Source organism: Halorubrum xinjiangense (assembly GCF_900102375.1).
GTDB lineage: Archaea > Halobacteriota > Halobacteria > Halobacteriales > Haloferacaceae > Halorubrum > Halorubrum xinjiangense.
In genome coordinates this window covers 14,584-36,070 of record NZ_FNBO01000011.1, presented here as the reverse complement: position 1 = coordinate 36,070, position 21,487 = coordinate 14,584, and the positions used below count along the sequence as shown (strand labels likewise).

Here is a 21,487-nt window from a genome sequence, read left to right as displayed (position 1 = left end):
CCCCAGCGTCGACGACATGGCGGTCGCGGAGGGCATCGTGAGCGACGACTGACCGCCGCGGACCCCCCTCGCCACGACGCGGCCCTCAGTCGGGGAGGTCGTCCGCCCGCTCCGACCACCCGGTCGAGTCGGTCGCGAGGTCGCGGACCTCCCGGCGGACCCGCGCGAAGTTGTCGACGACGTCCTGCGTGGTGACTATCCCCTCGGGCGTCACGCCGTCGACGACGACGAGCTTCTTGACGCCCTCCGAGCGCATGCGCTCCGTCGCCGTCCGGAGCGTCGCGTCCGGGCGAACGGTGACGAGCGGCGCGCTCGCTGCCTTCCGGACCGGGATCGAAGACAGCGGATCGTCGGTGACGTACCCGGCCTGGAGGACGTCGCTCTCGGTCAGGATCCCGGCCGGAGTCCCGCCGTCGGTGACGACGACGCTCCCGACTTGGTCGCGGAGCATCCGCTCTGCGGCGTCCCGGACAGTGGCGTCGACGTCGCAGGTCACGAGGTCCGTCGTCATCACCTCCTCGACGAGCATGCGACTCGATACCGCGGCGGGGTACTTGTAGGTGGCTGCGCCGCGCGCGGCGGCGCGCTCGTCCTGATCGCCCCGGGCGCGGTCGCCGCTGCTCAGTAGTGCCAGGGGTACTCGCGGAACGCCGGCTCCCTGCCCTCCAAGAACGCGTCGCGACCCTCTTGGGCCTCCTCAGTCATGTACGCGAGCCGCGTCGCCTCGCCCGCGAACACCTGCTGGCCGACCATCCCGTCGTCGGCCATGTTGAACGCGTACTTCAGCATCCGCATCGCGGTCGGCGACTTCCGGGTCATCTCGTCGGCCCACTCTAAGGCCACGTCCTCTAACTCCTCGTGTGCGACGACCTCGTTGACCATCCCCATGTCCGCGGCCTCCTCGGCGGAGTAGGTCTTCCCGCGGAAGAACACCTCGCGAGCCTTCTTCTGGCCGATCTGTTGCGCGAGGTAGGCGGAGCCGAACCCGCCGTCGAACGAGCCAACGTCGGGATCGGTCTGGAGGAACTTCCCGTGCTCCTCGCTGGCGAGGGTCATGTCGCAGACGACGTGTAGCGAGTGGCCGCCGCCGACCGCCCAGCCGGGGACGACCGCGACGACCGGCTTCGGCATGAACCGGATCAGCCGCTGGACTTCGAGGATGTGGAGCCGACCGGCGCGCGCCGAGCGGACGAGGTCGTCGTCGTCGTCACCCGCCTCGTCGTCGTCGCGGTACTCGTAGCCGGAGCCGCCGCGGACCGACTGGTCGCCGCCCGAGCAGAACGCCCAGCCGCCGTCCTTCTCCGAGGGGCCGTTGCCGGTGAGGAGGACGCAGCCCACGTCCGCCTGCTTGCGCGCGTGGTCGAGCGCGGCGTACAGCTCGTCGACCGTACCGGGTCGGAAAGCGTTGCGGACCGCCGGGCGGTCGAAGGCGATCCGGACCGCGGGGACGTCAACGGCGCGGTGGTAGGTGATGTCGTCGAACTCGTCGGTGACGGCTTCCCACGCGTCGGGATCGAAGATCTCCGAAACCATGGGGGAACGTGGGCCCGGCCGCTCATAAACGGCGACGGATCGACCGGGAGGAACGCGTCCGGTCAGGGAGGGAACTCCTCGCGCTCCGCGGCGAGGAGGGGGAGCCGACGCCAGCGTCTGGGGCGGACGCCGGAGTCGCGGCTCGCCCGTCGGGGTCTGTCAGTCGTGCTGCGCGTACGCACCCTTCGGGTGCCCCTTGTGCTGGAGGTTGCGGTTGTCGCGCTTCCGCGTCGCGGTCGCGGGGATGACCTCGCGGGTCGGGTCGATCTCCGACCGCGGCATCCCGGTGTAGCCGTGGTCCGGATGCTCGGAGCAGTGTGCCATCGCGTCGTGCGAGCCCTCCCACGGGCCCTCGTCACAGCCGTCCGCCGTACAGACGAACACTATCTCCTCTGACATGCTATCCGGGGGTTCCCGACCGGTGTATAAAAACCTCGCACCGAAATTATCAGTTATGATTCTATGAGTACGGGGAGAAACCGGCCGAGGGCATGGCCGGGCCGCTAGTCGCTGACGGCGGGCGCGCCGAACAGCTCGACGCTCGTTCCGTCGTGCCGGCAGTCCTCGAGCGCGTGTTTGGCCGCGAAGCCGGCCTCGTGGGCGGAGGCGCCGCGGCCGACGCCGACCTGGAGCTCGATGTCGACGTCGTCCTCGACGTGGGCGACCGCCGACGAAAACGCCGACTCGGGGAGGTCGGGGCAGACCGCCACGACGTTGTCGCCGCCGACGAAGAAGGCGAGGGCGCCGTGCGCCTCGCGGAGGTGCCGCATCAGCGAGCCGTACGCCTGTTCGATGTTGATGAACGTGTCGAACTCGTTGAGCCGGTCGGTGTACTTGCCGGTGGCGTTGACCACGTCGAAGTGCGCGACCTGGAGGTCCGACCGGTCCGTCTCCGAGAGGTACTCGCCGGCGAGCACCTCGGTCCGGCTCTCGTCCTGCGCGCTGCCCGCGGTCTGGAGCCGCCGGTTCGCCGCTTCGAGCGCGTCGACGGGGCGCTCGGCGACGGCGGTGCCGAGGCTGACGCTGACCGGGTAGCGGTTGCCGATCGACTCCTGGAGGCTCGCGTGAGCCGCGCCGTCGACGCCGTTGGTCACCGCGATCATGTTGTCGAAGCGCGTAAAGAAGACGTAGGCGTCGCGGTGGCCGAGGAACTGGGCGACGTCGGCGAACAGCCGCGACTGGAGCGTCTGGAGGTCCATCTCCCGGCGCGGCTCCGGCGTCGTCGTCCACGGGCCGTAGTTGTCGATCTGGACGAGGGTCACCTGGGTCGTCGTCACAGTGAACATCGGTACGGAACGTGGCCGCTTTACCCTTCCGTTATCCCGAAGGTGGGACCGGTACCGAGTTCGTGATCCTTGAGTCGATCTAGCCGTTCGCGAACGCGGGCGCAACCCCTACGGCCGTGGCGCCCCCATCGCGGGTATGGAATTCAGCGGCGCCGTCGTCGACGTCGACGGCACGGTCGTGCGCGGCGACGATCCGATCCCGGGCGCCCCGGCGGGCTACCGACGCCTCCGCGAGGCGGGGATCGAGACGCTGTTCGTCTCGAACAACCCGACGAAGGCGCCCCCGGCGTACGTCGACCGCCTCGGCGCGGCGGGGTACGAGGTCGGCGCCGAGCGCGTCTTCACCGCGGGTAGCGTGACGACGCGGTACCTCCGGGAACGACACGCCGACGCCGACCTGCTCTGTATCGCGGAAGCGGGGCTGCTCGACCAGTTCGCGGCGGCGGGGCTCTCGACGACAGACGACGTGGACGCCGCCGACGCCCTGATCGCCTCCATCGACCGCGAGTTCGACTACGACGACCTCTGTACCGCGCTGTGGGCCTTAGAGCGGGACATCCCGTTCATCGGCACCGACCCCGACGTGGTGATCCCGGCCCCCGAGCGCGACGTCCCCGGGTCCGGCGCCGTGATCAACGCGATCGCCGGCGTCGCCGAGCGCGAGCCCGACGCCGTCCTCGGCAAGCCGTCCGACACCGCGATCGAGATGGTGCGCGAGCGGCTCCCGTATCCCGCCGAGGAGTGCCTGGTGATCGGCGACCGGCTCGACACGGACATCGCGCTCGGCGAGCGCGCCGGGATGACGACCGTCCTTGTCCGCTCTGGCGTCACCGACGAGGCCGCCCTCGCGGCGTCCGAGGTCTCCCCCGATCACGTGATCGACCACCTCGGCGAGATCGACCGCGTCATCGGCTGAGGAGCAGGCATCGGACCGCCGACAGTGTCCGCCGCGTGGAGAACAGTTATGTACGAGGGAGCGTACCACTCGCACATGGGAGTGGTTGGCTCACACGAAAACCGGACCGGGGACGACGAGGAGGATCCCGAGGAGTCCGTCCGCGTGCTGGAGGGACACGCGGTCCAGTTCAACGAGTACCGGTACTGACGGGCACCGACTACTGACACTGACGGGCACCGAATACGATACCGACTAGCACCAGATACCCACACCGCGGTATCAGCGTGTGCGCGAGGCGCGACCGACCGCCCGACGGCTGTCGGGACCGTTAAGTGGGCGTCGCGGGTAGCCGAGGGTGTGATACGGAGGCTCCGACGCGAGAGTATCTTCGCCGCGGTGGCCGCCCTGGCGGTCCTCGCGCCGGCGCTCGAGGCCGCCGCCGCCGTCCCCTTCTTCGCCGTGGCGGGAGCGGCGTTCCTCGGCGTCCGCGACGGCGAGTGGTTCGAGACGCTCGCCCTGCCCGGCGACCGCGAGGCCGAACGCCTCTACGGGCTCGTCTCGTTCGCGCTCGCGGGTGCCGGCCTCGGGCTGTTCGCGTCGCTGCCGCGCGCTCCGCTGCCGTACGAGGCGTTCGCGGCAGCGACCCTCGCGGTCGGCGCTGGGCGCCTCGGACGGACACTCGTCTCCCGGCAGACGAGCGACGAGTTCCCCCTCGTCGCCGGCTACGTCGTCGCCGGGACGGCCGCCGCCCTCCTCGGACAGATCGCGGTGCGCCTCCAGACCGGCGCCCCGGTCGACGGCGCGACGCTTCCCCTGCTCGTCTTCCTCGCGGCCGGGGCCGCGCTGACGGCCGCGCTCGTCCGCTCGCTGGTGTTCTCGCGGGACGCGCACATCACGACCGTCCTCGTCGCGTTCGTGACGTGGGGGTTCCTCGCCGTCGAGCCGACCGTCGACGCCCCGCTCATCGTCGCCGGCCTCGCGGTGACCGGCGCGCTCGGCTACGTCTCCTTCGCCATCGGCACCGCCTCGGTGGCCGGGATGCTCACCGGCGTCGTCTCGGCGCTGCTCGCGGTCGTCCTCGGCGGCGTCGGCTGGTTCCTCACGCTGATGTCTTTCTACGCGTTCGGCGGGCTCGCCTCGAAGTACCGGTTCGACGAGAAGGCGGCTCGGGGCGTCGCTCAGGAGAACGAGGGGGCCCGCGGCACCGGCAACGTGTTGGCGAACTCCGCGATCGCGCTCGCGGCGGTGGTCGGCTACGCGACCGCGCCGCACCTCGCCGTCCCGACCGCCCCCTTCGGGTTCGTGTTCGCGGGCGCGACGGCGACCGCGATGGCCGACACGCTCTCCTCGGAGATCGGCGGCCTCTTCGACGGCCCCCGGCTGGTGACGACGCTCCGCCGCGTCGAGCCCGGCACCGACGGCGCGATCACCTGGCAGGGCGAGCTGGCGGGCCTCTCCGGCGCGCTGCTCGTCGGCCTCCTCGCCGCCGGCGGGGCGCCGATCCTCGATCCCGTCGTTCCCGGCGGGGTCGCCGCGGGCGGGGCGGTCGTCGCCGCGGGTGTCGCCGGGATGACCGTCGACAGCCTCCTCGGCGCCCTTATCGAGGGAGATCGGATCGGCAACCAGACCGTGAACTTCCTCGCGACGCTGGCCGGCGCGGCCGTCGCTGTCGCGCTCTGGGCGGTGGTGTGAGTGGCGGGCGAGGACCCCGATCCCCGGGTCCGCCCGGGACGGACCGCCGACGCCGACCGGATCCGCGAGCTCCAGTCGCACCTCCGGCAGCCCAGCCCGGACCTGCTGGAGTACGGGCTGGCGGTGGGCGCCGCGCGCGTGAGCGTCGCCGACGGCCGGGTCGTCGGCTACCTCCTCCCGGTGGACGCGCCGAACCGCCCGGGCGTCCACGTCGCGGAACTCGTCGTCGCGCCCGCCTTCCGGCGCGAGGGGCGCGCCCGCGGGCTCCTCCGGGCCGCGATCGCCGACGCCGACGGCCCGGTGACGCTTCAGGCGCACCCGGACAACGACGCCGCGCTCGCCCTCTACGAGTCGCTCGGCTTCGAGGTCGTCGAGCGGCGGCCGGACGCGTACGCCGACGGCGACGGGCTCGTGTTGCGACACGTCCCGTAGCGGGCCGCCGGCGGATCCCCCGTGCGACCGCCGCAGGCACAAGGACTATTCGAACGCCACGCCTCCGGACAGCCATGAGTGACGCCGACGCGGAGACCGGGTCGATCGAGGTCGACTTCGGCGAGGACGGGCTGGTGCCGGCGGTCGCCCAGGACGCCGACTCCGGCGAGGTGCTGATGCTCGCGTACGTCTCGCCCGAGGCGCTTTCGCGCACCCGCGAGACCGGCGAGGCCCACTACTACTCCCGGTCCCGCGAGGAGCTGTGGCACAAGGGGGGCAGCTCGGGGCACACCCAGTCGGTCCGGGAGGTCCGGGTCGACTGCGACGCCGACACGCTGCTGTACCTCGTCGACCAGGCGGGCGGCGCCTGCCACACCGGCCACCGGTCGTGTTTCCACCGGACGATAGACGGCGAGAACGTCGGCGAGCGCGTCTTCGACCCCGACGAGGTGTACTGACCGATGGCCGAGGGTGCCGGCGGGACCGCGCGGCGAGGCGGCGAGGAGAGCAAAACGGGCGACGGATATGACCCCGTCGCCGAGGCCGGTGAAGCGGCCGCGCGGCTCCGCGAGCGCTACGACGAGCTCCGCCGAACGACGTCGCGGATCGACGGCTACGGGCGCGACCGCGTCGAGGCCGCGGCCGACGCGTACCGGCGCGCCCATCGGATCCTCGACCGGTTCGAGGAGGACGCGGTCGGCTCCGGCGACTTCGAGTCGTACGTTCGCTTCCGCGGCGAGTTCGGCGACGCGGTCGACGTCGACGACGACACGCCCGCCGGGGAGGCCTTCGAGGCGGCCGACGAGGCGGTGGACAAGCGCCGGCTCTCCGAGTCGGACTTCACGGCGGCCCGCGAGGCGCTGGAGCCGGCCGGGGAGTTCGTCGACCTCCTGGAGGCGTACGACGAGGCGGTCGACGACTACCGGGCGGCCCGAAAAGACGCCCGCGAGGCCCGCAAGCGACTCGACTCGCGGCTCGAGGAGCTCCGCGAGGTCGCCGACATGGCCGACGCCGACCTCGACGCCGACCTCTCCCGCCTCCGCGACCCGATCGAGACGTACGACGAGGGCGTCCGGGAGGCGTTCCGGGAGTTCTTCAAGTCGGCGTCCGCCCGCGAGGTGTTCGACTTCCTCGACCGCGCGGACGCGACCCCCTTCGTCGACGTCGACGTGCCGCCGACCGACCTCGCGGAGTATGTCGAGACGCACGCAGCCGGCGAGGAGCCGCCCGCGACCTTACTGGAGTACGCCGACTACACGAACTCCAAGCTGGAGCACTACGTCGACGACCCGGGGGCGCTCCGCACCGCGGTCGCGGTCCACCGGACGTACCTCGAACGCCTCGACGGCGAGCCGCTGACCCTCGATTGGCCGCCGAAGCCGGGCGACGAGCTCGCCTACGAGATCGACGAGCTGGTCCCCTTGGTCGGGCGGATCGCGGACGACGAGGTCGTCGCGACCCTGCGCTCCGTCCGAGAACTCGCGCGGGGCGACGAGTACGAGCGGCTCCGGCGCGCGGCCGAGGTGCGCGACGCGCTCGACGACGCCGAACTCGCGCTGATCGAGCGCGGCGAGGCCGAGGAGCGCGTCGCCGAGGCCGAGCGGACGCGCTCGCTCGTCGACGACGTGCTGGCGGAGACGGAGCGGGAGTGAGCGCCGCGGTTGGTGACTGAACGCGCGCCGCCGCAGAGTGCGGATTTTTAAGCCCCGTCGCGGCCGAGCGTGGGTATGACCCGATTCGACGCCGCGACCGAGGACGAGCGGCTGAAGCTGTTCGCCGACGCCGCGGCCGCGCACCGCGCGCGCTCCGGCGACGTGATGACCGTCGACGTCGACCCCGACAGCGACGACACCGAGGGCGGCGAGGTGCCGCCGTGGATCCAGCTCGCGGGCACCGAACTCATCATGGACTGTACCGACGAGGAGCTAGAACGCCTGAAGGAACTGCTCTCGGAGTTCCCGGAGTTCCGGATCGACGAGCTCGTCAGCCCGGAGGAGGCCGAGGGGACGAACGCCGTCGTCACCGCGCGGTCGGACGCGAACCGCGTCGCGGGGTTCATCGAGCGCGCCTTCTGCGAGGTGTACGAGCTCGACGAGGAGTACCGGGCGTGGGTGACGGCGATCTGACGCCGACCGCCCCGGACCGCCCCCACCGATCGGCCGTCACTTCGCGAAGTAGCTCGTGAAGAATCCCGAGAGGAAGGAGCTTATCGCGACCGCAACGAGGAGGTCTGTCGTGTCGTGGTCGCCGTCCGAGGCGGTGAGCCAGGTGACTGCGACGCCGATGCCGAGCGATATTACGCCGTTCGCCGTGTCTTCTTTGAGTCCCATGGGCCTCATTGGCGACGAAGTAACAAAACGGATGCGGCGGGCTCGGCCGCGCCCGGGCCACCGAGGTCGAGGCGGTCGCGGCGGCGGTCAGTGGAAGCCGCGGTCGACGTCGTCGTCCTCGATCAGGTCGTCGAGCTCGCCCGTGAGCAGCTCCTCGGCCTCCTCGAACGTGTCGGAGAGCTCGTCGAGCTCGTCGGGCCGGCCGTCGAACTCGTACTCCATGGGGCCGAACGCGGGCGACTCGACCGCCTCCATCACGTCCTCGAAGAGGTGGTCGGGGTCGGTCGGCGCCTCGGCGTGGACCCGCAGCGTCTCGGTGAGCCGCGTCGCCATCTCCTCGGCGTGATCCTCGTCCTCGGGCGCCGACCGGACCGCGAACCGCCCGTCGCTGTCGGCGTCCGGGAGGAGCGGATCGAGCCCGTCGTCGACTTTCCGGGCGACCTTCGTCCCGACGCCGCGGAGGTCGCGAGGGTTCTTCGCGTACGTCTTCAGGTGGTAGAGGCCGACGCTCGGGTGGCCGAAGTAGAGGTCCTCGCCGAGGCCGCCGCGGCGGGAGCCGGCGACCGCGCGCCAGCCGTCGGGGTCGGTCGAGTCGCTCGCGACGTCCGCGAGGATGTCGTCCCAGTCTCGTACGCGCATGTCGGTCGATTATTTATAAGTGAACCCGCTTGAGCGTGTCGGTGCCGGCGGGGTGCGCACGCGAGACGGCAACACACAGCCGCGGCGACCGCCGACCCACCCCGCCCACCGACAGCGTTTTTCGCTGCCGCCGCCGAGCGGGGACGTGAACGTTCGGGGGCCGATCGTCTCCGTCGGGGAGGCGCGGACGGTGTCGACGTCGTACGGCGAGCGCGACCTCCGCGAGGTGCGGATCCGGCCCGACCGCGGCGCGGGCGACCCGGTCGACGTGACGCTGTGGGGGAAGTGGACGGAGACCGCCGAGCAGGCGGAGCCGGGGATGGAGCTGCTCGTCACCGACCCCGAAGAGGACGAGTACCGCGGCGAGACGGGGTACGCCACGACCGACGAGTCGTGGGTCGTCCTCGAGCCCGACTTCCTCGTCGACGTGACCGGGATCCGCTCGTGGGTCCAGTGCCCGCGGATGTACTATTTAAATAAGCTCTCCGGCATCCCGCTCAACTACCCCGTCGTCAAGGGGACGGTCGTCCACGAGGTGTTCGGCGACCTGCTCCGCGGGATGGAGCTGGAGGAATCCGTGGCGGACCGCGTCGCGGAGGCCGGCCTCGAACTCGGACTCTTAGGCTACGAGACCGCGGAGGTCGAAGACGAGGTTCGGCGCAACGCCGCCGCGGTCGAGGGGTGGCTCGCGCAGGGGACGCTCTCAGACGAGGACACGTGGCGCTCGGAGTTCACCCTCATCTCGCCGACGTTCGGTTTAAAGGGGCGGGCCGACGCGCTCCGTCGCGGCACCCCCGTCGAGCTGAAGACCGGGAAGAACACCAAGCGGGAGCCGCGGTTCCACGACAAGGTCCAGGCGGCCTGCTACGCGCTGATGCTCGACGAGCGCGGCGTCGACCCCGACATCGGGACGCTGCTGTACACGAAAAACACCGCCTTAGACCGCAACGAGGAGTCGGGCGATCTGGCGCCCGCCAAGGAGTTCACCGTCGGCCGCGGCTTCCTGGAGTTCGTCGTGCGCGAGCGCAACGCCCTCGCGGCGATGGAGTGGCGCGCGCTCAACGACCGCGGCGAGCGCCCCACGGTGCCGACGGGGTACGAGGCGGACGCGACGTGTAGCTACTGCTTCGAGCAGGACACGTGTATGGTCGTCTCCGGCCGTCTGGACCAGGAGTCGAAGGCGGGGCAGGTCGGGACGCCGGTCCCCGACGGGGAGCGCGACTACTTCGACCGCTTTTACGTCGCCCTCGAGGAGGAGCGCCGCGAGACCCACGCCGAGTACCGGAAGCTGTGGGAGCAGACCCCCGAGGAGCGCGCCGCGGACGACCGCGCGCTGATCGACCTCGAACCGGTCGCGCAGACCGAGATCGACGACGCCCGGTGGGAGCTCCGCGCCCGGAAGCCGGGCGACGCCGTCTCCAAGCTCCGCGAGGGCGACGTGGCGCTCGCGAGCGACGGCGACCCCGTCTCCGGGCACGCGGAGCTGGGTCGGATCACCGAACTCGGGCGCGACGAGGTCGTCGTCGAGACCGACGAGCCCGTCGAGCTGCGCCGCCTCGACGTCTACCCCTCGGAGATCTCCGTCGACCGCTCGCTCACCGCGCTCCACGACGCCGTATTAAAAGGCGAGCCGGACAGGAAGGACGTGCTGTTCGGCCGTCGAGAGCCCGAGTTTCGCGATCCGGGCGATCGACCGCCGGGCAGCCCCGGAACGGACGACTCGGATGCCGCCGAAACCGACGCCCCGGACGCGTACATCGACAACAACGCGGCCCAGAACGAGGCGGTCGGGCTCGCGGTCGACGCCGAGGACCTGGCGCTGATCCACGGCCCGCCCGGCACCGGGAAGACGTACACCATCGCCCGGGCGATCCGCGCCCTCGTCGCCGAGGGGAACCGGGTGCTGCTGTCGGCGTTCACGAACCGCGCGGTCGACAACGCCCTCGAGGCGCTCCGGGAGCAGGGGTTCGACGAGGTACTTCGGGTGGGCACCGAGACCGGCGTCCGCGCCGACATGCAGGACGTGCGCCTCGTCCAGCGCGGCGAGCCGAACGCGAAGGCGGCCGAGCTGCGAGACGCGCCGGTCGTCGCCGCCACCACCGCGGCCTGCGGCTCCCGCGTCATGCGCGAGTGCGAGTTCGACGTGGCCCTCGTCGACGAGGCCTCCCAGCTCACGGAGCCGGGGACCCACGCCGCGATCAACCTCGCCGACCGGTTCGTCCTCGTCGGCGACCACGAGCAGCTGCCGCCGGTCGTGCGCGCGGAAAACGACCTCCAGACGTCGCTCTTCCAGCGGCTCATCGAAGCGTATCCCGAAGCGAGCGTCATGCTCGACCGCCAGTACCGGATGAGCCAGCGGATCCAAGCGTTCGCCTCCGCGGAGTTCTACGACGGCGCGCTCCGCCCCGCGACCCCCGAGGTCGCCGGGCAGACGCTCGCGGACCTCGGCGTCGACCCCGAGGCACTCGCGCCCGGGCTGACCGGCGGCGTGGGGTTCGTCGACCCCGACGGCGAGCGCGACGGGAACCGGAACGTCCGCGAGGCCGCGCGCGTCGCGGCGATCGTCGACGCCTACGTCGCCGCCGGCGTCGACCTGAACGATATCGGCGTGATCGCCCCCTTCCGCGCGCAGGTCGCGGAGATCGGTCGCCGGACCGACGCGACCGTCGACACCGTCGACCGCTTCCAGGGCTCCTCGAAGGAGGTGATCGTCGTCTCGCTGGTCGCGACCGGCGACCTCGACGGGCCGATCTTCGAGGACCACCGGCGGATGAACGTCGCGCTCACGCGGGCGAAAAAGCAGCTGACGCTGGTGGGCGACGCCGACGCGCTCGGCTCGGAGCCGTTCTACGCGCGCATGCTCGACTGGGCGCGGCGGTAGGCGGTCGAGGCGACCGAGGACGGCCACGCCGCGAAGTCGGCCCGACGAGCGTTTAACACGGTCCCGCCGCTATGTGGCGGTAGAACCGAATGGAAGAACTCGATCGGGTGTTGAAAAAGTACGCCACCAGCCAGGATCTCATGGACCGGATCCGATACGTGGCCGAGACGCTGAGCATGGAGTTCGGGAAGTGGGACGACCAGTACGTGAGCGGTCCGAGCCTGTACTTCCTCGTCGTCGCCGAGACCGACTTCGAGGCGTACACCGACCCGCTGGGAGAGAACGTCTGGCCGACCGACAGGTGTAAGATCGTGCTCGACTCGCCCGAGGCGTTTCGGCGGGTCGCCGAGGACGTGGGGTTCAGCCGAGACGGCGCGATCGTCGTGACGGGCGACGGGACGATCCAGCGACAGATGGTCCGAGTCCGAAGCCCCCACCACGCGGAGGTGCCGGGGGTCGCGGAGCTCGAGTACCCCGACTGGATGGGGACCAAACACATGAGCGCCCTAGAGACGTCGCTCCGGAAGAACGTCCTGTGGGCGGTCACGCTCAGCGAGGAGGACGGCCGCGTCACCACGTATCTCGACGGCACGTTTCAGGACTACCCCCGCGAAGAGATCGGCGGCCGGTGGCGGCCCGAGCAGTAGCGGCGCCGGAGGCGACACGCCGCGATCGGCGCGTCGGGAGTAGCACGCCGCGCCTCGCGGCGTGCCGCGTCCGTCGGGGCGGAGCCGCCCGGCCTCTACTCGCCGTCCCCGTCGGTGACGATCCCCGGCTCCTTGCTCGCGATCACGACGATCCGGTCGGTGAGGTCCTCGATCGTGTTCGCGAGCTCGTCTAACAGGATAGCGAGCTCGCGGTAGACGAGCGGTTGATCGATCGCGTCGGCGGCGAACGCCGTCTCGATGGCGGCGTTGCGGAGCGCGTCGCACTCGCTTTCGAGCGCGCGGATCGCCTCGATTCCCTCGGCGAGCGTCTCCGTGGCGTCGGCGCGCGCGAGCCCCCGAACGAACCCCTCGACGACGTCGGCGAGGACGGCGGTCATCTCGGCGATCCGCGCCGCCATCTCGCGCATGTCGTCGAACGGGTCGACGCCGGGGTCGGGGCGCATCATCGCCACCTCCTGGACGATCCGCTCGGTGTGGTTCGCGACCACGTCGAGCTCGTTGTAGAAGTCGAGCAGCGCGGACTCGTTGAAGTTGATCCGGGTGTTCAACAGGCCGATGTCGTCGGGCCCGGCGCCGGTGATGAGCGCCGTGAGCCCGCGGACGAGGTCGTCGCACTCGCTTTCGACCGCCGCGATCTCGTCGACCGTCTCGTCGAACGAGCCGTCGCTCGCGTACTCGTCGAGCGCGCGCGGGAGGAGCGCGGCGCAGTCGTCGATTCGGTCGAGGTACGCGACAGTCCGGGTCTCGAGCCGTTCCCCGAAGTCGGCGTCGGTTGACATGGGTCGATCCACGCGCGTCGGCGGTAAAGAGGTTCCCTCGCGTTTCGTCGATCGTGATGGTTTGACGCCCGCTCGACCCGGATTCGCAGACCCGCCTTACAGCGCGTCGACCGCGTCGAGCGCGGCCTCGATATCGGGCGCGTCGAACCACTCGCGGTCGGTGTACGCGTTCGTGCCGGCCGCGTACAGGTCCGAGACGGCGTCGACGACCGACGGCGGGAGGGGATCGGGGCCGGGCTCGCAGAGCTCGCGCCAGTCGTCGATGTCGCGGCCCGCCACCGACTCCTTCGCCTCCTCGACGGCCGCGACCCAGTCGGGGTCGTTCGCCTTGTACCACTGGCGGACGACCTCCTTCGAGATCCCCCGTCCGCCGTACGAGAAGCGGTTCTCGTCGAAGGTGCCGACCACGTCGGCGACGCGGAGCTCGCCGTCGACGTAGAGGCACTCGATCTTCCCGTCCTCGTGGACGAACCCGGTCGCCTCGGCGCGCTCGGTGACGACGCGGTTCACGTCGCGCGCGAGCGATTCGAGGGCGCCGATGTCGGCGGCGCCCGCGACCTCGGCGGCCTCGGCCCGGGCGAGGTAGCGGTCCTGCTCCTCGTACTTCGTCGAGAACTCCACGACCGGCTCCGGGAGGTCGACCGGCTCGTCCGGCCACTCGCCGTCGGCGCCGGCGAGGTCGTCGAGGCCGAAGTCGGCGGGGTCCGCGCGCGTCCGCAGGCTGGACCCGACCGGGACGCGGTTGCGGAAGACCACCTCGAGCGGGACGAGGTAGTTCTCGCCGCCCGCGGCGTGGAAGGCGTCGTAGTCGTAGCCGGCGTGTGGCCCCTCGTACGGGAGGTCCGGCACCTGCGTCAGGTCGATGGCCATCTCCGTCGGCGGCGCGGTCGCCTCGTCGAGGGGGACAACTTCGTTCGAATCAGCAACCCCTCGGTAGTGGGTCGGGACCCCCTCGCCCTCCAGCAGTTCGAAGTTGAACGCGCCCATCGCGCAGAGGCTCGCGCCCTTGTTCGGGATCGCGTCGGGCATCTGCCCCCAGTCGAACACCGAGTAGGCGTCCGTGAAGACGAACCGTCCCCGACCGAGCCCCTCGGCGGTCGCCGGCTCGTCGACGCGGAACTCCTTGACGCTCGTCATGGCGCATACCGCGACCGCCTCCCACATGAAGCTTTCAGTTACGTGGTCACCTCGTCCGTTTTCGTCCCAATTTGATCCACGAGTGCGGATCGTCTTCGCTCCGACAGCGAACAGTCGGCGCCGCGCTCGCATCGAAAGCGACACCCGGGTCGGCCCCCCAGCCCGTGGCATGAACGATGCGCGCGAGGTCGTCGTCCTCCGGTACGGCCACCGGCCGGGGCGCGACGACCGCATGACGACGCACGTCGGGCTCACGGCCCGGGCGCTCGGCGCCGACCGGGTGATCTTCCCCGACAACGCCGGGCAGTCGGCGGAGACGGTCCGCGGGGTTACCGACCGCTTCGGCGGGCCGTTCGCGGTCGAACTCCGCGACGACCAAAAGGCGATCGTCAAGAGCTTCGAGGGCGTCGTCGTCCACCTCACGATGTACGGCGAGCGCGTCCAGGACGTCGAGGCGGAGGTCCGCGAGGCGGTCGGGCTCGACGAGCCCGAGGTGGTCGGGGAGGCGTCGCCGCCCCGCGACCTCCTCGTCGTGGTCGGCGGCGAGAAGGTGCCGTGGGCGCTGTACGAGCGCGCCGACTTCAACGTCGGCGTGACGAACCAGCCGCACTCCGAGGTCGCCGGGCTCGCCGTCTTCCTCGACCGGCTGTTCGACGGCGCGGAGCTGGACCGCGAGTGGGAACACGCCGACCGGCGCGTGGTTCCGGAGGCGACCGGGAAAACCGTGGTCGACGCCGACGACGTGCCGGCGAGCGGAGACGACGATGCGACCGGGACCGACGAGCGCGGAGCCGACGCCGGCACCGGAGAGCGCGGAGCCGAGCACGACGACGCCGGCGAGCGCGACTGACGCCCCTACTCGTCTCGCTGCGAGTCCCGGTCGACGGACTCCGGCGCGCCGGTCAGGATACCCCTGAGGTCGGACATCGGCTCGCCGACGGCGATCCCGCGGTCGGTCATCTCGAACTCGCGGATCGTCCGCTCGAAGTCGCTCGTCCGCTTTTTCAACACGCCGATCGCCTTGCGGAGCTCGCCTCCGATCTCGAGGTGCCGGAGGAAGACGATGTTGTCCGCGAGGTAGCTGACGTTCTCCATCGTCGCCTGAAACTCCCCGGTGACGTTCCGCGTCTCGTCGACGAGGATCGACGTCACGCCCTGGTTCTTGAGGTAGCGTCCGAGGGCGTGCATCTGCTGGAGCATCTGCTCGTCCTCGCCGCGCAGCGTCAGCCGGTACCCGGAGATCCCGTCGATCATGACGATGTCGGCGTCCCGTCCCTCGACCTCCTCGCGGACCATCCGCGCGAACTCCTGCGGGGAGCGCTCTAACGCCTCCACCTCGTTCACCCGGAGCGTCCCCCGCTCGATCATCTCGTCGACCGGGATGTTGATCGCCCGGGACCGGGCGAGGAACGTCCCTCGGTTCTCCTCGAACAGGTAGATGACCGAGCGCTCGCCGCGGTCGGCCGCCGCCTTCATGAACTGGGTGCTGAGGGTCGTCTTCCCCACGCCGGTCGGCCCGCTCACGATGGTGACGGTGCCGCGTTCGATCCCGCCGCCGAGAAGCGTATCCACCTCGGGGATCCCGGAGGAGAGCTGCTCGAACTCGGCGTCGACCGCGGACGAACCCGGCTGGAGCGCGGGGTACACCTCGATCCCCGAGTCGGTGACTCGGTAGGCGTGGTCGCCGCCCTGCGTCACCGACCCGCGGAACTTCGGCACGCGGACGGACTTGCCGAACTCTCCGACGTCCAGCCGGATCGTCCCGTCCGTGATGAACTCCAAGTCGTCGGTTGGCAGCGACTCGGTGTTCTGGACGGTGAAAAGCACCGTCGCCCCGCGGTCCTTCAGGAAGCGCATGAAGCCGACCACCTGCTTCCGGAACTGGTAGTCGTCCGAGAGCAGGAAGCGGAGCTGGGTCAGCGGGTCGACGACGACGCGGTCGGGGTCGACCGCGGTCACGCCCTCGACGATCCGCTCGGTGAGCGGCTCCCGCTCAACCTCCGAGGGAGCGAACACCTCGTAGGACTCGTCCTCGACGAAGGCGTCCGCGCTCGGACTGAGGTCGAGGAACTCGATCGCGTCGGTGTCGAAGCCGAGCGCGGCCGCGTTCGCCTTCAGGTCGCGGAGGTCCTCTTCGAGGTTGATGAAAAGCGCCGTCTCTCCCTCGTCGACCCCCTGCTGGAGGAAGTGGAAGCTTAGGATCGTCTTCCCGCTCCCCGCCTGCCCGCGGACCATGTAGCTCCGCGTGGGGACGAACCCCCCGGACAACACCTCGTCGAGGCCGGGGATGCCTGTCGACGCTCGCTCGGATAGCGGTGATGACATACGGCCCCATCGGACGGAGCCGTGATATAAATGGGGTAGTTCTTAGTGGGTTCCGCCCGTCTGTGTATAAGCAATGGACTCAGAGCCGGACCGGGCACACCATGCCGCCGACGGCGACGGGTCCGCAGAGGGCGAGACGGGATCCGGCCGAAAGCGGCGCGATTCGGCGGAGCACGGCGGTGACGACTTCGGCGAAGCCGACCGCAATGGCGACGACCGCGACAGCGAGCCGTCCCTCGTGTTCGAACGCGACGACGCCGCGAACCTGACCGCGGACGGGACGGTCCTCCTCTTGATGGACGACGACCGCGACCGCGACCTGCTCGCCGAGGCGCTTGGCGAGCGCTACCGGATCCGGGCCGAGACCGACCCCGCCGCGCTCGACGCCGAGTTCGACTGCTGCGTCCTCGACGCGAACGCCTTCGCCGCCGCCGGCGACGCGCTGGACGCGCGGCGCGAGCGCGCCGACCCCGCGTTCCTGCCGTTCGTGCTGCTGGTGAGCGAGAGCGCGCGAGGAGGGCCGGCCGACGGCGCGTGGGAGCGCGTCGACGACGTCATCGAACTGCCGGTCGCCCGGCGGGCGCTGCTCACGCGGGTGTCGAACCTGGTCAAGCGGCGGCTGACCTCGCTCCGCCTCAGGCGGACCGTCGCCGACTTACGGCTCAAAGAGCGGGCGATGGACGAGGCCCCCGTCGGGATCACCCTCGCGCGGGCGTCGGGCGGGGACGACCGGCCGCTCGTATACATCAACGAGGAGTTCAAGTCGCTGACCGGCTACGGCGAGGAGATGCTCGGCGAGGACTGTCGGTTCCTCCAAGGGCCCGACACGGCCGACGAGACGCGTGCCGAGATCGGGCGGGGCCTCGACGAGGAGCGGCCGGTCGACGTGGACATCCTCAACTACCGGGCGAACGGCCAGAAGTTCTGGAACCGGCTCCAGATCGAACCCCTGCGGAACGAAGCGGGAGCGACCACGCACTTCGTCGGGTTCCAGACGGAGATCACCGAGCGGAAGATCCGCGAGCGGCGACTGGAGGTGATGGCCCGGGTGCTCAACCACAACCTCCGCAACAAGATGAACCTCATCTCGGGGTACGCGGACCTGCTCCGAAACGACCCCGAAGCGGAGTCGCAGCGCCAGGCGCTCGACGTTATCACCGAGACGGCCGCGGACCTCACGGGGATCGCGACCGCCGTCCAGACCGTCGACGACACGGTCTCAGGGGCCCCGCTCGACGCCCCGATCGACCTCCGCGACGAGCTGATCGAACTCCGGAACCGGATCCACAGCCGCTACCCGGACGCCGAGGTGACCCTGTCGCTGCCGGAAGACGACTCGATCGAGGTGATGGTCGTCGGCCTCCCGGTCGCCGTCGCGGAGGCGGTCGAGAACGCCGTGAAGCACAACGACAGTCCGTCACCGTCCGTCGACGTGCGCGTCGAGCGGTGCCCCCCCGGATGGATCGCGATCGAGGTCGCGGACGACGGCCCCGGAATCCCGGACCACGAGACGCAGGTGTTGGAGGCGGGCGAGACGTCGCTGACCCACGCCGACCGGCTCGGCATCTGGCTCATGTACTGGGTCGTCGCCAAGGCCGGCGGCGAGTTCGACATCGACACCGACGAGGACGGGACGACGGTCCGACTGGAGGTTCCGGCGCAGCCCTGATTCGGTCGGGGCCGCCCGGACGCTCCCGCCCCTACAGCGTCCGCTTCGAGCGGAGCCGCGCGAGCCGCGTCCGCGCCTCCTGTCGACTCGTTCCGCGAACCCGCCCCGTCTCGGCGTCGGCCATCGAGACGAGCGAGAGCCGGTCGAGGAGCGGCGGCCAGTCGCCGGCGCCCGCGGCGTCGCTCGCGAAGGAGACCGCGTTGCCGAGCCCGTCACGCTCCTCGGTCCCGGCCCGCGCGACGAGGGCGTCCGCGGCCCGGCGCCCCCCGGCGACGGCGAGCCGGTCCCCGACCGTCGCGGGGACCCACGCCGGGAGGAGCAGCAGCCAGCAGAGGACGCCAGCGGCCGCGTACGTCCACGACGGGACCCGCTCGCGGTCCGGCTCGTACCCGTGGATCCGGTTGACGCGGCGGTCCGCGGCGGTGCGCTCCCCGCGGCGCCCCACGAGCAGCGTCGCGAGCAGCGCCGCGGTCTCGACGGCGGCCAGCGCCGGGAGGGCCGCGGTCGCGAGCAGCGCCTGCCGCGTCCGCAGCCTGACGAGCGCGTGGCGTAGCGCGGCGTCGCGGTCGGCCTTCGGGAGGGCGAGCAGCCGCGTCGAGACCACCAGCCGCGACCCGCGGTAGCCGTCCGTGACGGCGACGTTCGCGGCGTCGGCGCGGACCGGGAGTATCTCGGGAACCTCGACGTCGACGTCGGCCGCGAGCGCCTCGACGCGGTCGGCGACGAAGTCGGCGCGGCGGTCGTCCAGCTCGGCGTTCGGGAGCCGGGCGATCCGCTTGTCGACGAGGATCGGGCCGAGGAGCGCGGAGACGGCCGGCCCGACGACGACGGCCGCGAGCAGTCCCCCGAGCGCGCCGAGCGGGACGAGCCCGAGCCCGCCGGGGCCGAGCAGCGCGGCGAGCGGGACCAGCGGGACCGCCGCCAACACCGCCGGAACCGCGAGGAGCGCGAGGCCGCCGAGCGCGCGCCGCCCCCGTCCGCCGACCGAGTCTGCCATACGGGCGAGTGTGAGCCACGGCGCGTAAAGCTCTGCCGGACCCGCGGGTCGGTACGGGTCCGGAGGGGCGATCGCTCCGGGATCGATCGAGGCGCGCGACCGCGCCTTTCGGAGGTTTTAACCGGATTCCACCACCATCTTCCCGTAATGGCTTTTGAGGATCTACTGAACGACCCCGTCATCCAGAAGTACCTCCACGAGCTGGTGGGGCCGACGGGGATGCCGGTCGCGGCCGCGCCGCCGGACGGCGAGGTCACCGACGAGGAGCTGGCCGAGGAGCTGGGCTTAGAGCTCAACGACGTGCGGCGCGCGCTGTTCATCCTGTACGAGAACGACCTGGCGACGTACCGCCGCGTCCGCGACGAGGACTCCGGCTGGCTCACGTACCTGTGGACGTTCCACTACGACAACATCCCGGAGAACCTCCAGGAGGAGATGTACCGGCTGCTCGACGCCTTAGAGGAGCGCGAGGAGTACGAGCGCACCCACGAGTTCTACCTCTGTGAGGTGTGTTCGATCCGCTTCGAGTTCGGCGAGGCGATGGACTTCGGCTTCGAGTGCCCCGAGTGCGGCTCGCCGCTGGACGCGATGGACAACGACCGGCTCCGCGACGCGATGGACCAGCGTATCGAGGCGCTGCGCGACGAGCTCAACGCGGACGTGACGGGCTGATGGTCGTCCTCGCAACCAAGTGCTACGTCGAGGGCGACGCCCGCGACCGCGCGCTCGACGGCATGAACTCGCTCGTCGCCAACGACGTCGGCGAGCTCGACGTCGACTGGCAGGTGGGCGTCCGGGACGACGACTTCGTCCAGGTCGACGTGACCGGCGAGGACGCGCCGGTCGCGCGCAACGTCCTCGCGGAGACGTGGGGCGAGGTCGTCGCCCACGACGGCGGGCTCGACGCGGGCGAGGAGTACGTCGGCACCCTCGAGTCGTGGGACGATGTGGGGTTCACCCTCGACGCCGGCGTCGACGTGTTCGTCCCCGCTGACGAGCTCGGCCTCGGCGTCGGCTCGCCGGAGCAGGTCGTCGAGCGGTTCGGCCTCGTTCAGCACCTCCCCGTGCGGTTCGTCTACGGCGGCGACGCCGGGGACCCTGACGCGGCGCCGAGCCGGCTCGCCGACGGGGAGCGCGACCGCCTGTACGACTGGCAGCGCGGGGACGGCCGGGTGAACGTCAACTCGGCGACCCGCGGCGAGACGCGCGCGACGGTGAACCGCGCGGGCCACGCGCAGGACATCGTCACCGTCGAGCGGCTGGGACTCCTCGAACAGAGCATCGTCTGCGCCGAAGGGACCGACCCGCCGGGATTACTCGCCGCCATCGGCTCGTACCTCCCGGCCGAGATGCGCTGTGTGGTCTAACCCGATTCGAAAACCGTGAACAGACGCTTCGCGCTCGCGGTGGCGGCGGTCGCCCTCCTCGCGGTCAGCGCCGGCTGCCTCGGCTACGCGACGGGCGGCGGCGAGGTGACGAACGAGACGCTCGACGCCGAGCCGCCCCGCGAGTACGAGTTCGACACGGACCGGGACGCCGCGTTCGAGCTCTCCACAGACGCGACGTACACCGCCGTCTACGCGGTCGGCGACCGGGAGGAGCTCCGGCTGTACGAGCAGACGCCGTACGCGGGCGACCAGCCGCTGGAGTTCGAGGCGTTCCGCTACCAGTACCCGGACGGCGAGGTGATCACGGGCAGCGAGTTCCGCGCCCGCGGCGGCGAGATCGAGCGGACGACCGACGAGACGTGGATCCGCTTCGCGGACGACATGGCGGGCGGCAAGGCGGCGTTCTCGGGCGCCGGGTCGCCGCGCCGGTTCACCATGCGCGCGTACGTCGAGGGGTCGTACGCCGTGACGCTCCCGCCGGCGTTCAGCACCGAGGTGCCGATCGTCGGCCACGTCTCGCCGCGCGATCACGCGGTCGAGACGGTCGACGACCGCGACCGGATCGTCTGGGAGGAGGTGTCGGGCGGCTCGATCGTCGTCCAGTCGTACCGCGAGGGCGACCTGGTGGTGTTCGGCGTCATCCTCGTCATCGGGGCGATCGCCGCGGTCGCCGGGACGCTCTACTTCCGGCGACAGCTGGAGGCGCTCCGCGATCGCCGCCGCGACCTCGGCCTGGGCGTCTACGACGACGATGACGACGACGGCTGGCTCTAGCGGGCGCGGCCGTACCGAGTTCCCGCGTCGCCCGCGCCGGGGTCCTTTTCTACCGCGCC

23 protein-coding genes are annotated in these 21,487 nt (G+C 71.1%); 13 read left to right on the top strand and 10 right to left on the bottom strand.

Translation table 11 applies throughout. The features are described 5' to 3' along the window. Positions 1-85: 85 nt before the first annotated feature. From F3H13_RS12305 to F3H13_RS12290, 4 genes are all read right to left on the bottom strand, one after another. Entirely contained in the window at positions 86-529 is a 444-nt protein-coding gene (locus F3H13_RS12305) for a CBS domain-containing protein (protein WP_149799315.1), read from the bottom strand. A 92-nt stretch (positions 530-621) separates the two neighbouring features. After that, positions 622-1,533 carry a 1,4-dihydroxy-2-naphthoyl-CoA synthase gene (locus F3H13_RS12300; RefSeq protein WP_149799314.1) on the bottom strand — a complete coding sequence of 304 codons (912 nt, stop codon included), beginning with the start codon at positions 1,531-1,533 and terminating at the stop codon, positions 622-624. Between the two features lie 159 nt (positions 1,534-1,692). Beyond that, positions 1,693-1,932: a hypothetical protein gene (locus F3H13_RS12295; RefSeq protein ID WP_149799313.1), complete on the bottom strand. Its 240-nt coding sequence runs from the start codon at positions 1,930-1,932 to the stop codon at positions 1,693-1,695. A 104-nt stretch (positions 1,933-2,036) separates the two neighbouring features. Then, a complete protein-coding gene (locus F3H13_RS12290; protein WP_149799312.1) occupies positions 2,037-2,810 on the bottom strand; it encodes a GTP cyclohydrolase III in 774 nt (257 codons plus the stop codon). Positions 2,811-2,955: 145 nt separating this feature from the next. On the opposite strand from F3H13_RS12290, the gene F3H13_RS12285 reads away from it, so the two are divergent. The 6 genes from F3H13_RS12285 to F3H13_RS12260 all read left to right on the top strand — a co-directional run bounded on the left by F3H13_RS12285 (position 2,956) and on the right by F3H13_RS12260 (position 7,967). Beyond that, the gene (locus F3H13_RS12285; protein ID WP_149799311.1) at positions 2,956-3,735 is read left to right on the top strand and encodes an HAD-IIA family hydrolase; all 780 of its coding nucleotides are present in this window, start codon (positions 2,956-2,958) and stop codon (positions 3,733-3,735) included. A 339-nt stretch (positions 3,736-4,074) separates the two neighbouring features. Continuing rightward, complete coding sequence (locus tag F3H13_RS12280) at positions 4,075-5,409, top strand: DUF92 domain-containing protein (RefSeq protein WP_149799310.1); 1,335 nt, start codon at positions 4,075-4,077, stop codon at positions 5,407-5,409. After that, positions 5,410-5,841: a GNAT family N-acetyltransferase gene (locus F3H13_RS12275; protein ID WP_149799309.1), complete on the top strand. Its 432-nt coding sequence runs from the start codon at positions 5,410-5,412 to the stop codon at positions 5,839-5,841. A gap of 74 nt (positions 5,842-5,915) precedes the next feature. Then, a complete protein-coding gene (hisI, locus tag F3H13_RS12270) occupies positions 5,916-6,299 on the top strand; it encodes a phosphoribosyl-AMP cyclohydrolase (protein ID WP_149799308.1) in 384 nt (127 codons plus the stop codon). 3 nt (positions 6,300-6,302) lie between these two features. Continuing rightward, the gene (locus F3H13_RS12265; RefSeq protein WP_149799307.1) at positions 6,303-7,493 is read left to right on the top strand and encodes a DUF7118 family protein; all 1,191 of its coding nucleotides are present in this window, start codon (positions 6,303-6,305) and stop codon (positions 7,491-7,493) included. 75 nt (positions 7,494-7,568) lie between these two features. Then, positions 7,569-7,967 carry a hypothetical protein gene (locus F3H13_RS12260; protein WP_149799306.1) on the top strand — a complete coding sequence of 133 codons (399 nt, stop codon included), beginning with the start codon at positions 7,569-7,571 and terminating at the stop codon, positions 7,965-7,967. A gap of 36 nt (positions 7,968-8,003) precedes the next feature. On the opposite strand, the gene F3H13_RS16275 is transcribed toward F3H13_RS12260, so the two are convergent. Both F3H13_RS16275 and F3H13_RS12255 read right to left on the bottom strand, forming a co-directional pair. Further along, positions 8,004-8,171: a hypothetical protein gene (locus tag F3H13_RS16275; RefSeq protein WP_188128061.1), complete on the bottom strand. Its 168-nt coding sequence runs from the start codon at positions 8,169-8,171 to the stop codon at positions 8,004-8,006. Positions 8,172-8,258: 87 nt separating this feature from the next. Continuing rightward, positions 8,259-8,810, bottom strand: a complete 552-nt coding sequence (locus F3H13_RS12255) for a hypothetical protein (protein WP_149799305.1) — start codon at positions 8,808-8,810, stop codon at positions 8,259-8,261. Positions 8,811-8,955: 145 nt separating this feature from the next. Here F3H13_RS12255 and F3H13_RS12250 point away from each other — a divergent pair, with 145 nt between their 5' ends. Together F3H13_RS12250 and F3H13_RS12245 are read left to right on the top strand one after the other, a co-directional pair. Continuing rightward, positions 8,956-11,691 (top strand): AAA domain-containing protein, encoded by a 2,736-nt coding sequence (locus F3H13_RS12250; protein WP_149799304.1) that lies wholly within the window; start codon positions 8,956-8,958, stop codon positions 11,689-11,691. 89 nt (positions 11,692-11,780) lie between these two features. Further along, on the top strand, positions 11,781-12,338 hold the full coding sequence (locus F3H13_RS12245; RefSeq protein ID WP_149799303.1) for a diadenylate cyclase: 558 nt from the start codon (positions 11,781-11,783) through the stop codon (positions 12,336-12,338). A 95-nt stretch (positions 12,339-12,433) separates the two neighbouring features. Here the strand turns inward: F3H13_RS12245 and F3H13_RS12240 are convergent, their stop codons facing one another. Further along, positions 12,434-13,138 (bottom strand): DUF47 domain-containing protein, encoded by a 705-nt coding sequence (locus F3H13_RS12240; RefSeq protein WP_149799302.1) that lies wholly within the window; start codon positions 13,136-13,138, stop codon positions 12,434-12,436. A 96-nt stretch (positions 13,139-13,234) separates the two neighbouring features. After that, entirely contained in the window at positions 13,235-14,275 is a 1,041-nt protein-coding gene (locus F3H13_RS12235) for a phosphoribosylaminoimidazolesuccinocarboxamide synthase (RefSeq protein ID WP_149799301.1), read from the bottom strand. Positions 14,276-14,444: 169 nt separating this feature from the next. On the opposite strand from F3H13_RS12235, the gene F3H13_RS12230 reads away from it, so the two are divergent. Continuing rightward, on the top strand, positions 14,445-15,125 hold the full coding sequence (locus tag F3H13_RS12230; RefSeq protein WP_149799300.1) for a tRNA (cytidine(56)-2'-O)-methyltransferase: 681 nt from the start codon (positions 14,445-14,447) through the stop codon (positions 15,123-15,125). A gap of 5 nt (positions 15,126-15,130) precedes the next feature. On the opposite strand, the gene F3H13_RS12225 is transcribed toward F3H13_RS12230, so the two are convergent. Next, entirely contained in the window at positions 15,131-16,600 is a 1,470-nt protein-coding gene (locus F3H13_RS12225; protein ID WP_149799299.1) for an ATPase domain-containing protein, read from the bottom strand. Between the two features lie 73 nt (positions 16,601-16,673). Between F3H13_RS12225 and F3H13_RS12220 the strand changes: the two genes are divergently transcribed. Continuing rightward, entirely contained in the window at positions 16,674-18,269 is a 1,596-nt protein-coding gene (locus F3H13_RS12220) for a PAS domain-containing protein (protein ID WP_149799298.1), read from the top strand. Between the two features lie 31 nt (positions 18,270-18,300). On the opposite strand, the gene F3H13_RS12215 is transcribed toward F3H13_RS12220, so the two are convergent. Further along, complete coding sequence (locus F3H13_RS12215; protein ID WP_149799297.1) at positions 18,301-19,266, bottom strand: hypothetical protein; 966 nt, start codon at positions 19,264-19,266, stop codon at positions 18,301-18,303. Positions 19,267-19,413: 147 nt separating this feature from the next. Here F3H13_RS12215 and F3H13_RS12210 point away from each other — a divergent pair, with 147 nt between their 5' ends. From F3H13_RS12210 to F3H13_RS12200, 3 genes are read left to right on the top strand one after another with little or no spacing between them, the layout of a single operon-like run. Next, positions 19,414-19,938 carry a transcription factor gene (locus tag F3H13_RS12210; RefSeq protein ID WP_149799296.1) on the top strand — a complete coding sequence of 175 codons (525 nt, stop codon included), beginning with the start codon at positions 19,414-19,416 and terminating at the stop codon, positions 19,936-19,938. Beyond that, complete coding sequence (locus F3H13_RS12205; protein ID WP_149799295.1) at positions 19,938-20,633, top strand: DUF2110 family protein; 696 nt, start codon at positions 19,938-19,940, stop codon at positions 20,631-20,633. Before F3H13_RS12210 ends, F3H13_RS12205 begins: the two co-directional genes overlap by 1 nt. A 15-nt stretch (positions 20,634-20,648) precedes the next feature. Continuing rightward, entirely contained in the window at positions 20,649-21,428 is a 780-nt protein-coding gene (locus tag F3H13_RS12200; protein ID WP_149799294.1) for a DUF5803 family protein, read from the top strand. The last annotated feature ends 59 nt before the right edge of the window (positions 21,429-21,487 follow it).

Bases quoted from the DNA above. Each gene is read 5' to 3' on its own strand.
- F3H13_RS12220 (WP_149799298.1), top strand. From the start codon at position 16,674: ATGGACTCAGAGCCGGACCGGGCACACCATGCCGCCGACGGCGACGGG.
- F3H13_RS12260 (WP_149799306.1), top strand. From the start codon at position 7,569: ATGACCCGATTCGACGCCGCGACCGAGGACGAGCGGCTGAAGCTGTTC.
- F3H13_RS12295 (WP_149799313.1), bottom strand. From the start codon at position 1,932: ATGTCAGAGGAGATAGTGTTCGTCTGTACGGCGGACGGCTGTGACGAG.
- F3H13_RS12230 (WP_149799300.1), top strand. From the start codon at position 14,445: ATGAACGATGCGCGCGAGGTCGTCGTCCTCCGGTACGGCCACCGGCCG.
- F3H13_RS12240 (WP_149799302.1), bottom strand. From the start codon at position 13,138: ATGTCAACCGACGCCGACTTCGGGGAACGGCTCGAGACCCGGACTGTC.
- F3H13_RS12210 (WP_149799296.1), top strand. From the start codon at position 19,414: ATGGCTTTTGAGGATCTACTGAACGACCCCGTCATCCAGAAGTACCTC.
- F3H13_RS12215 (WP_149799297.1), bottom strand. From the start codon at position 19,266: ATGGCAGACTCGGTCGGCGGACGGGGGCGGCGCGCGCTCGGCGGCCTC.
- F3H13_RS16275 (WP_188128061.1), bottom strand. From the start codon at position 8,171: ATGGGACTCAAAGAAGACACGGCGAACGGCGTAATATCGCTCGGCATC.
- F3H13_RS12305 (WP_149799315.1), bottom strand. From the start codon at position 529: ATGCTCGTCGAGGAGGTGATGACGACGGACCTCGTGACCTGCGACGTC.
- F3H13_RS12235 (WP_149799301.1), bottom strand. From the start codon at position 14,275: ATGACGAGCGTCAAGGAGTTCCGCGTCGACGAGCCGGCGACCGCCGAG.
- F3H13_RS12300 (WP_149799314.1), bottom strand. From the start codon at position 1,533: ATGGTTTCGGAGATCTTCGATCCCGACGCGTGGGAAGCCGTCACCGAC.
- F3H13_RS12255 (WP_149799305.1), bottom strand. From the start codon at position 8,810: ATGCGCGTACGAGACTGGGACGACATCCTCGCGGACGTCGCGAGCGAC.
- F3H13_RS12265 (WP_149799307.1), top strand. From the start codon at position 6,303: ATGGCCGAGGGTGCCGGCGGGACCGCGCGGCGAGGCGGCGAGGAGAGC.
- F3H13_RS12205 (WP_149799295.1), top strand. From the start codon at position 19,938: ATGGTCGTCCTCGCAACCAAGTGCTACGTCGAGGGCGACGCCCGCGAC.
- hisI (WP_149799308.1), top strand. From the start codon at position 5,916: ATGAGTGACGCCGACGCGGAGACCGGGTCGATCGAGGTCGACTTCGGC.
- F3H13_RS12225 (WP_149799299.1), bottom strand. From the start codon at position 16,600: ATGTCATCACCGCTATCCGAGCGAGCGTCGACAGGCATCCCCGGCCTC.
- F3H13_RS12285 (WP_149799311.1), top strand. From the start codon at position 2,956: ATGGAATTCAGCGGCGCCGTCGTCGACGTCGACGGCACGGTCGTGCGC.
- F3H13_RS12245 (WP_149799303.1), top strand. From the start codon at position 11,781: ATGGAAGAACTCGATCGGGTGTTGAAAAAGTACGCCACCAGCCAGGAT.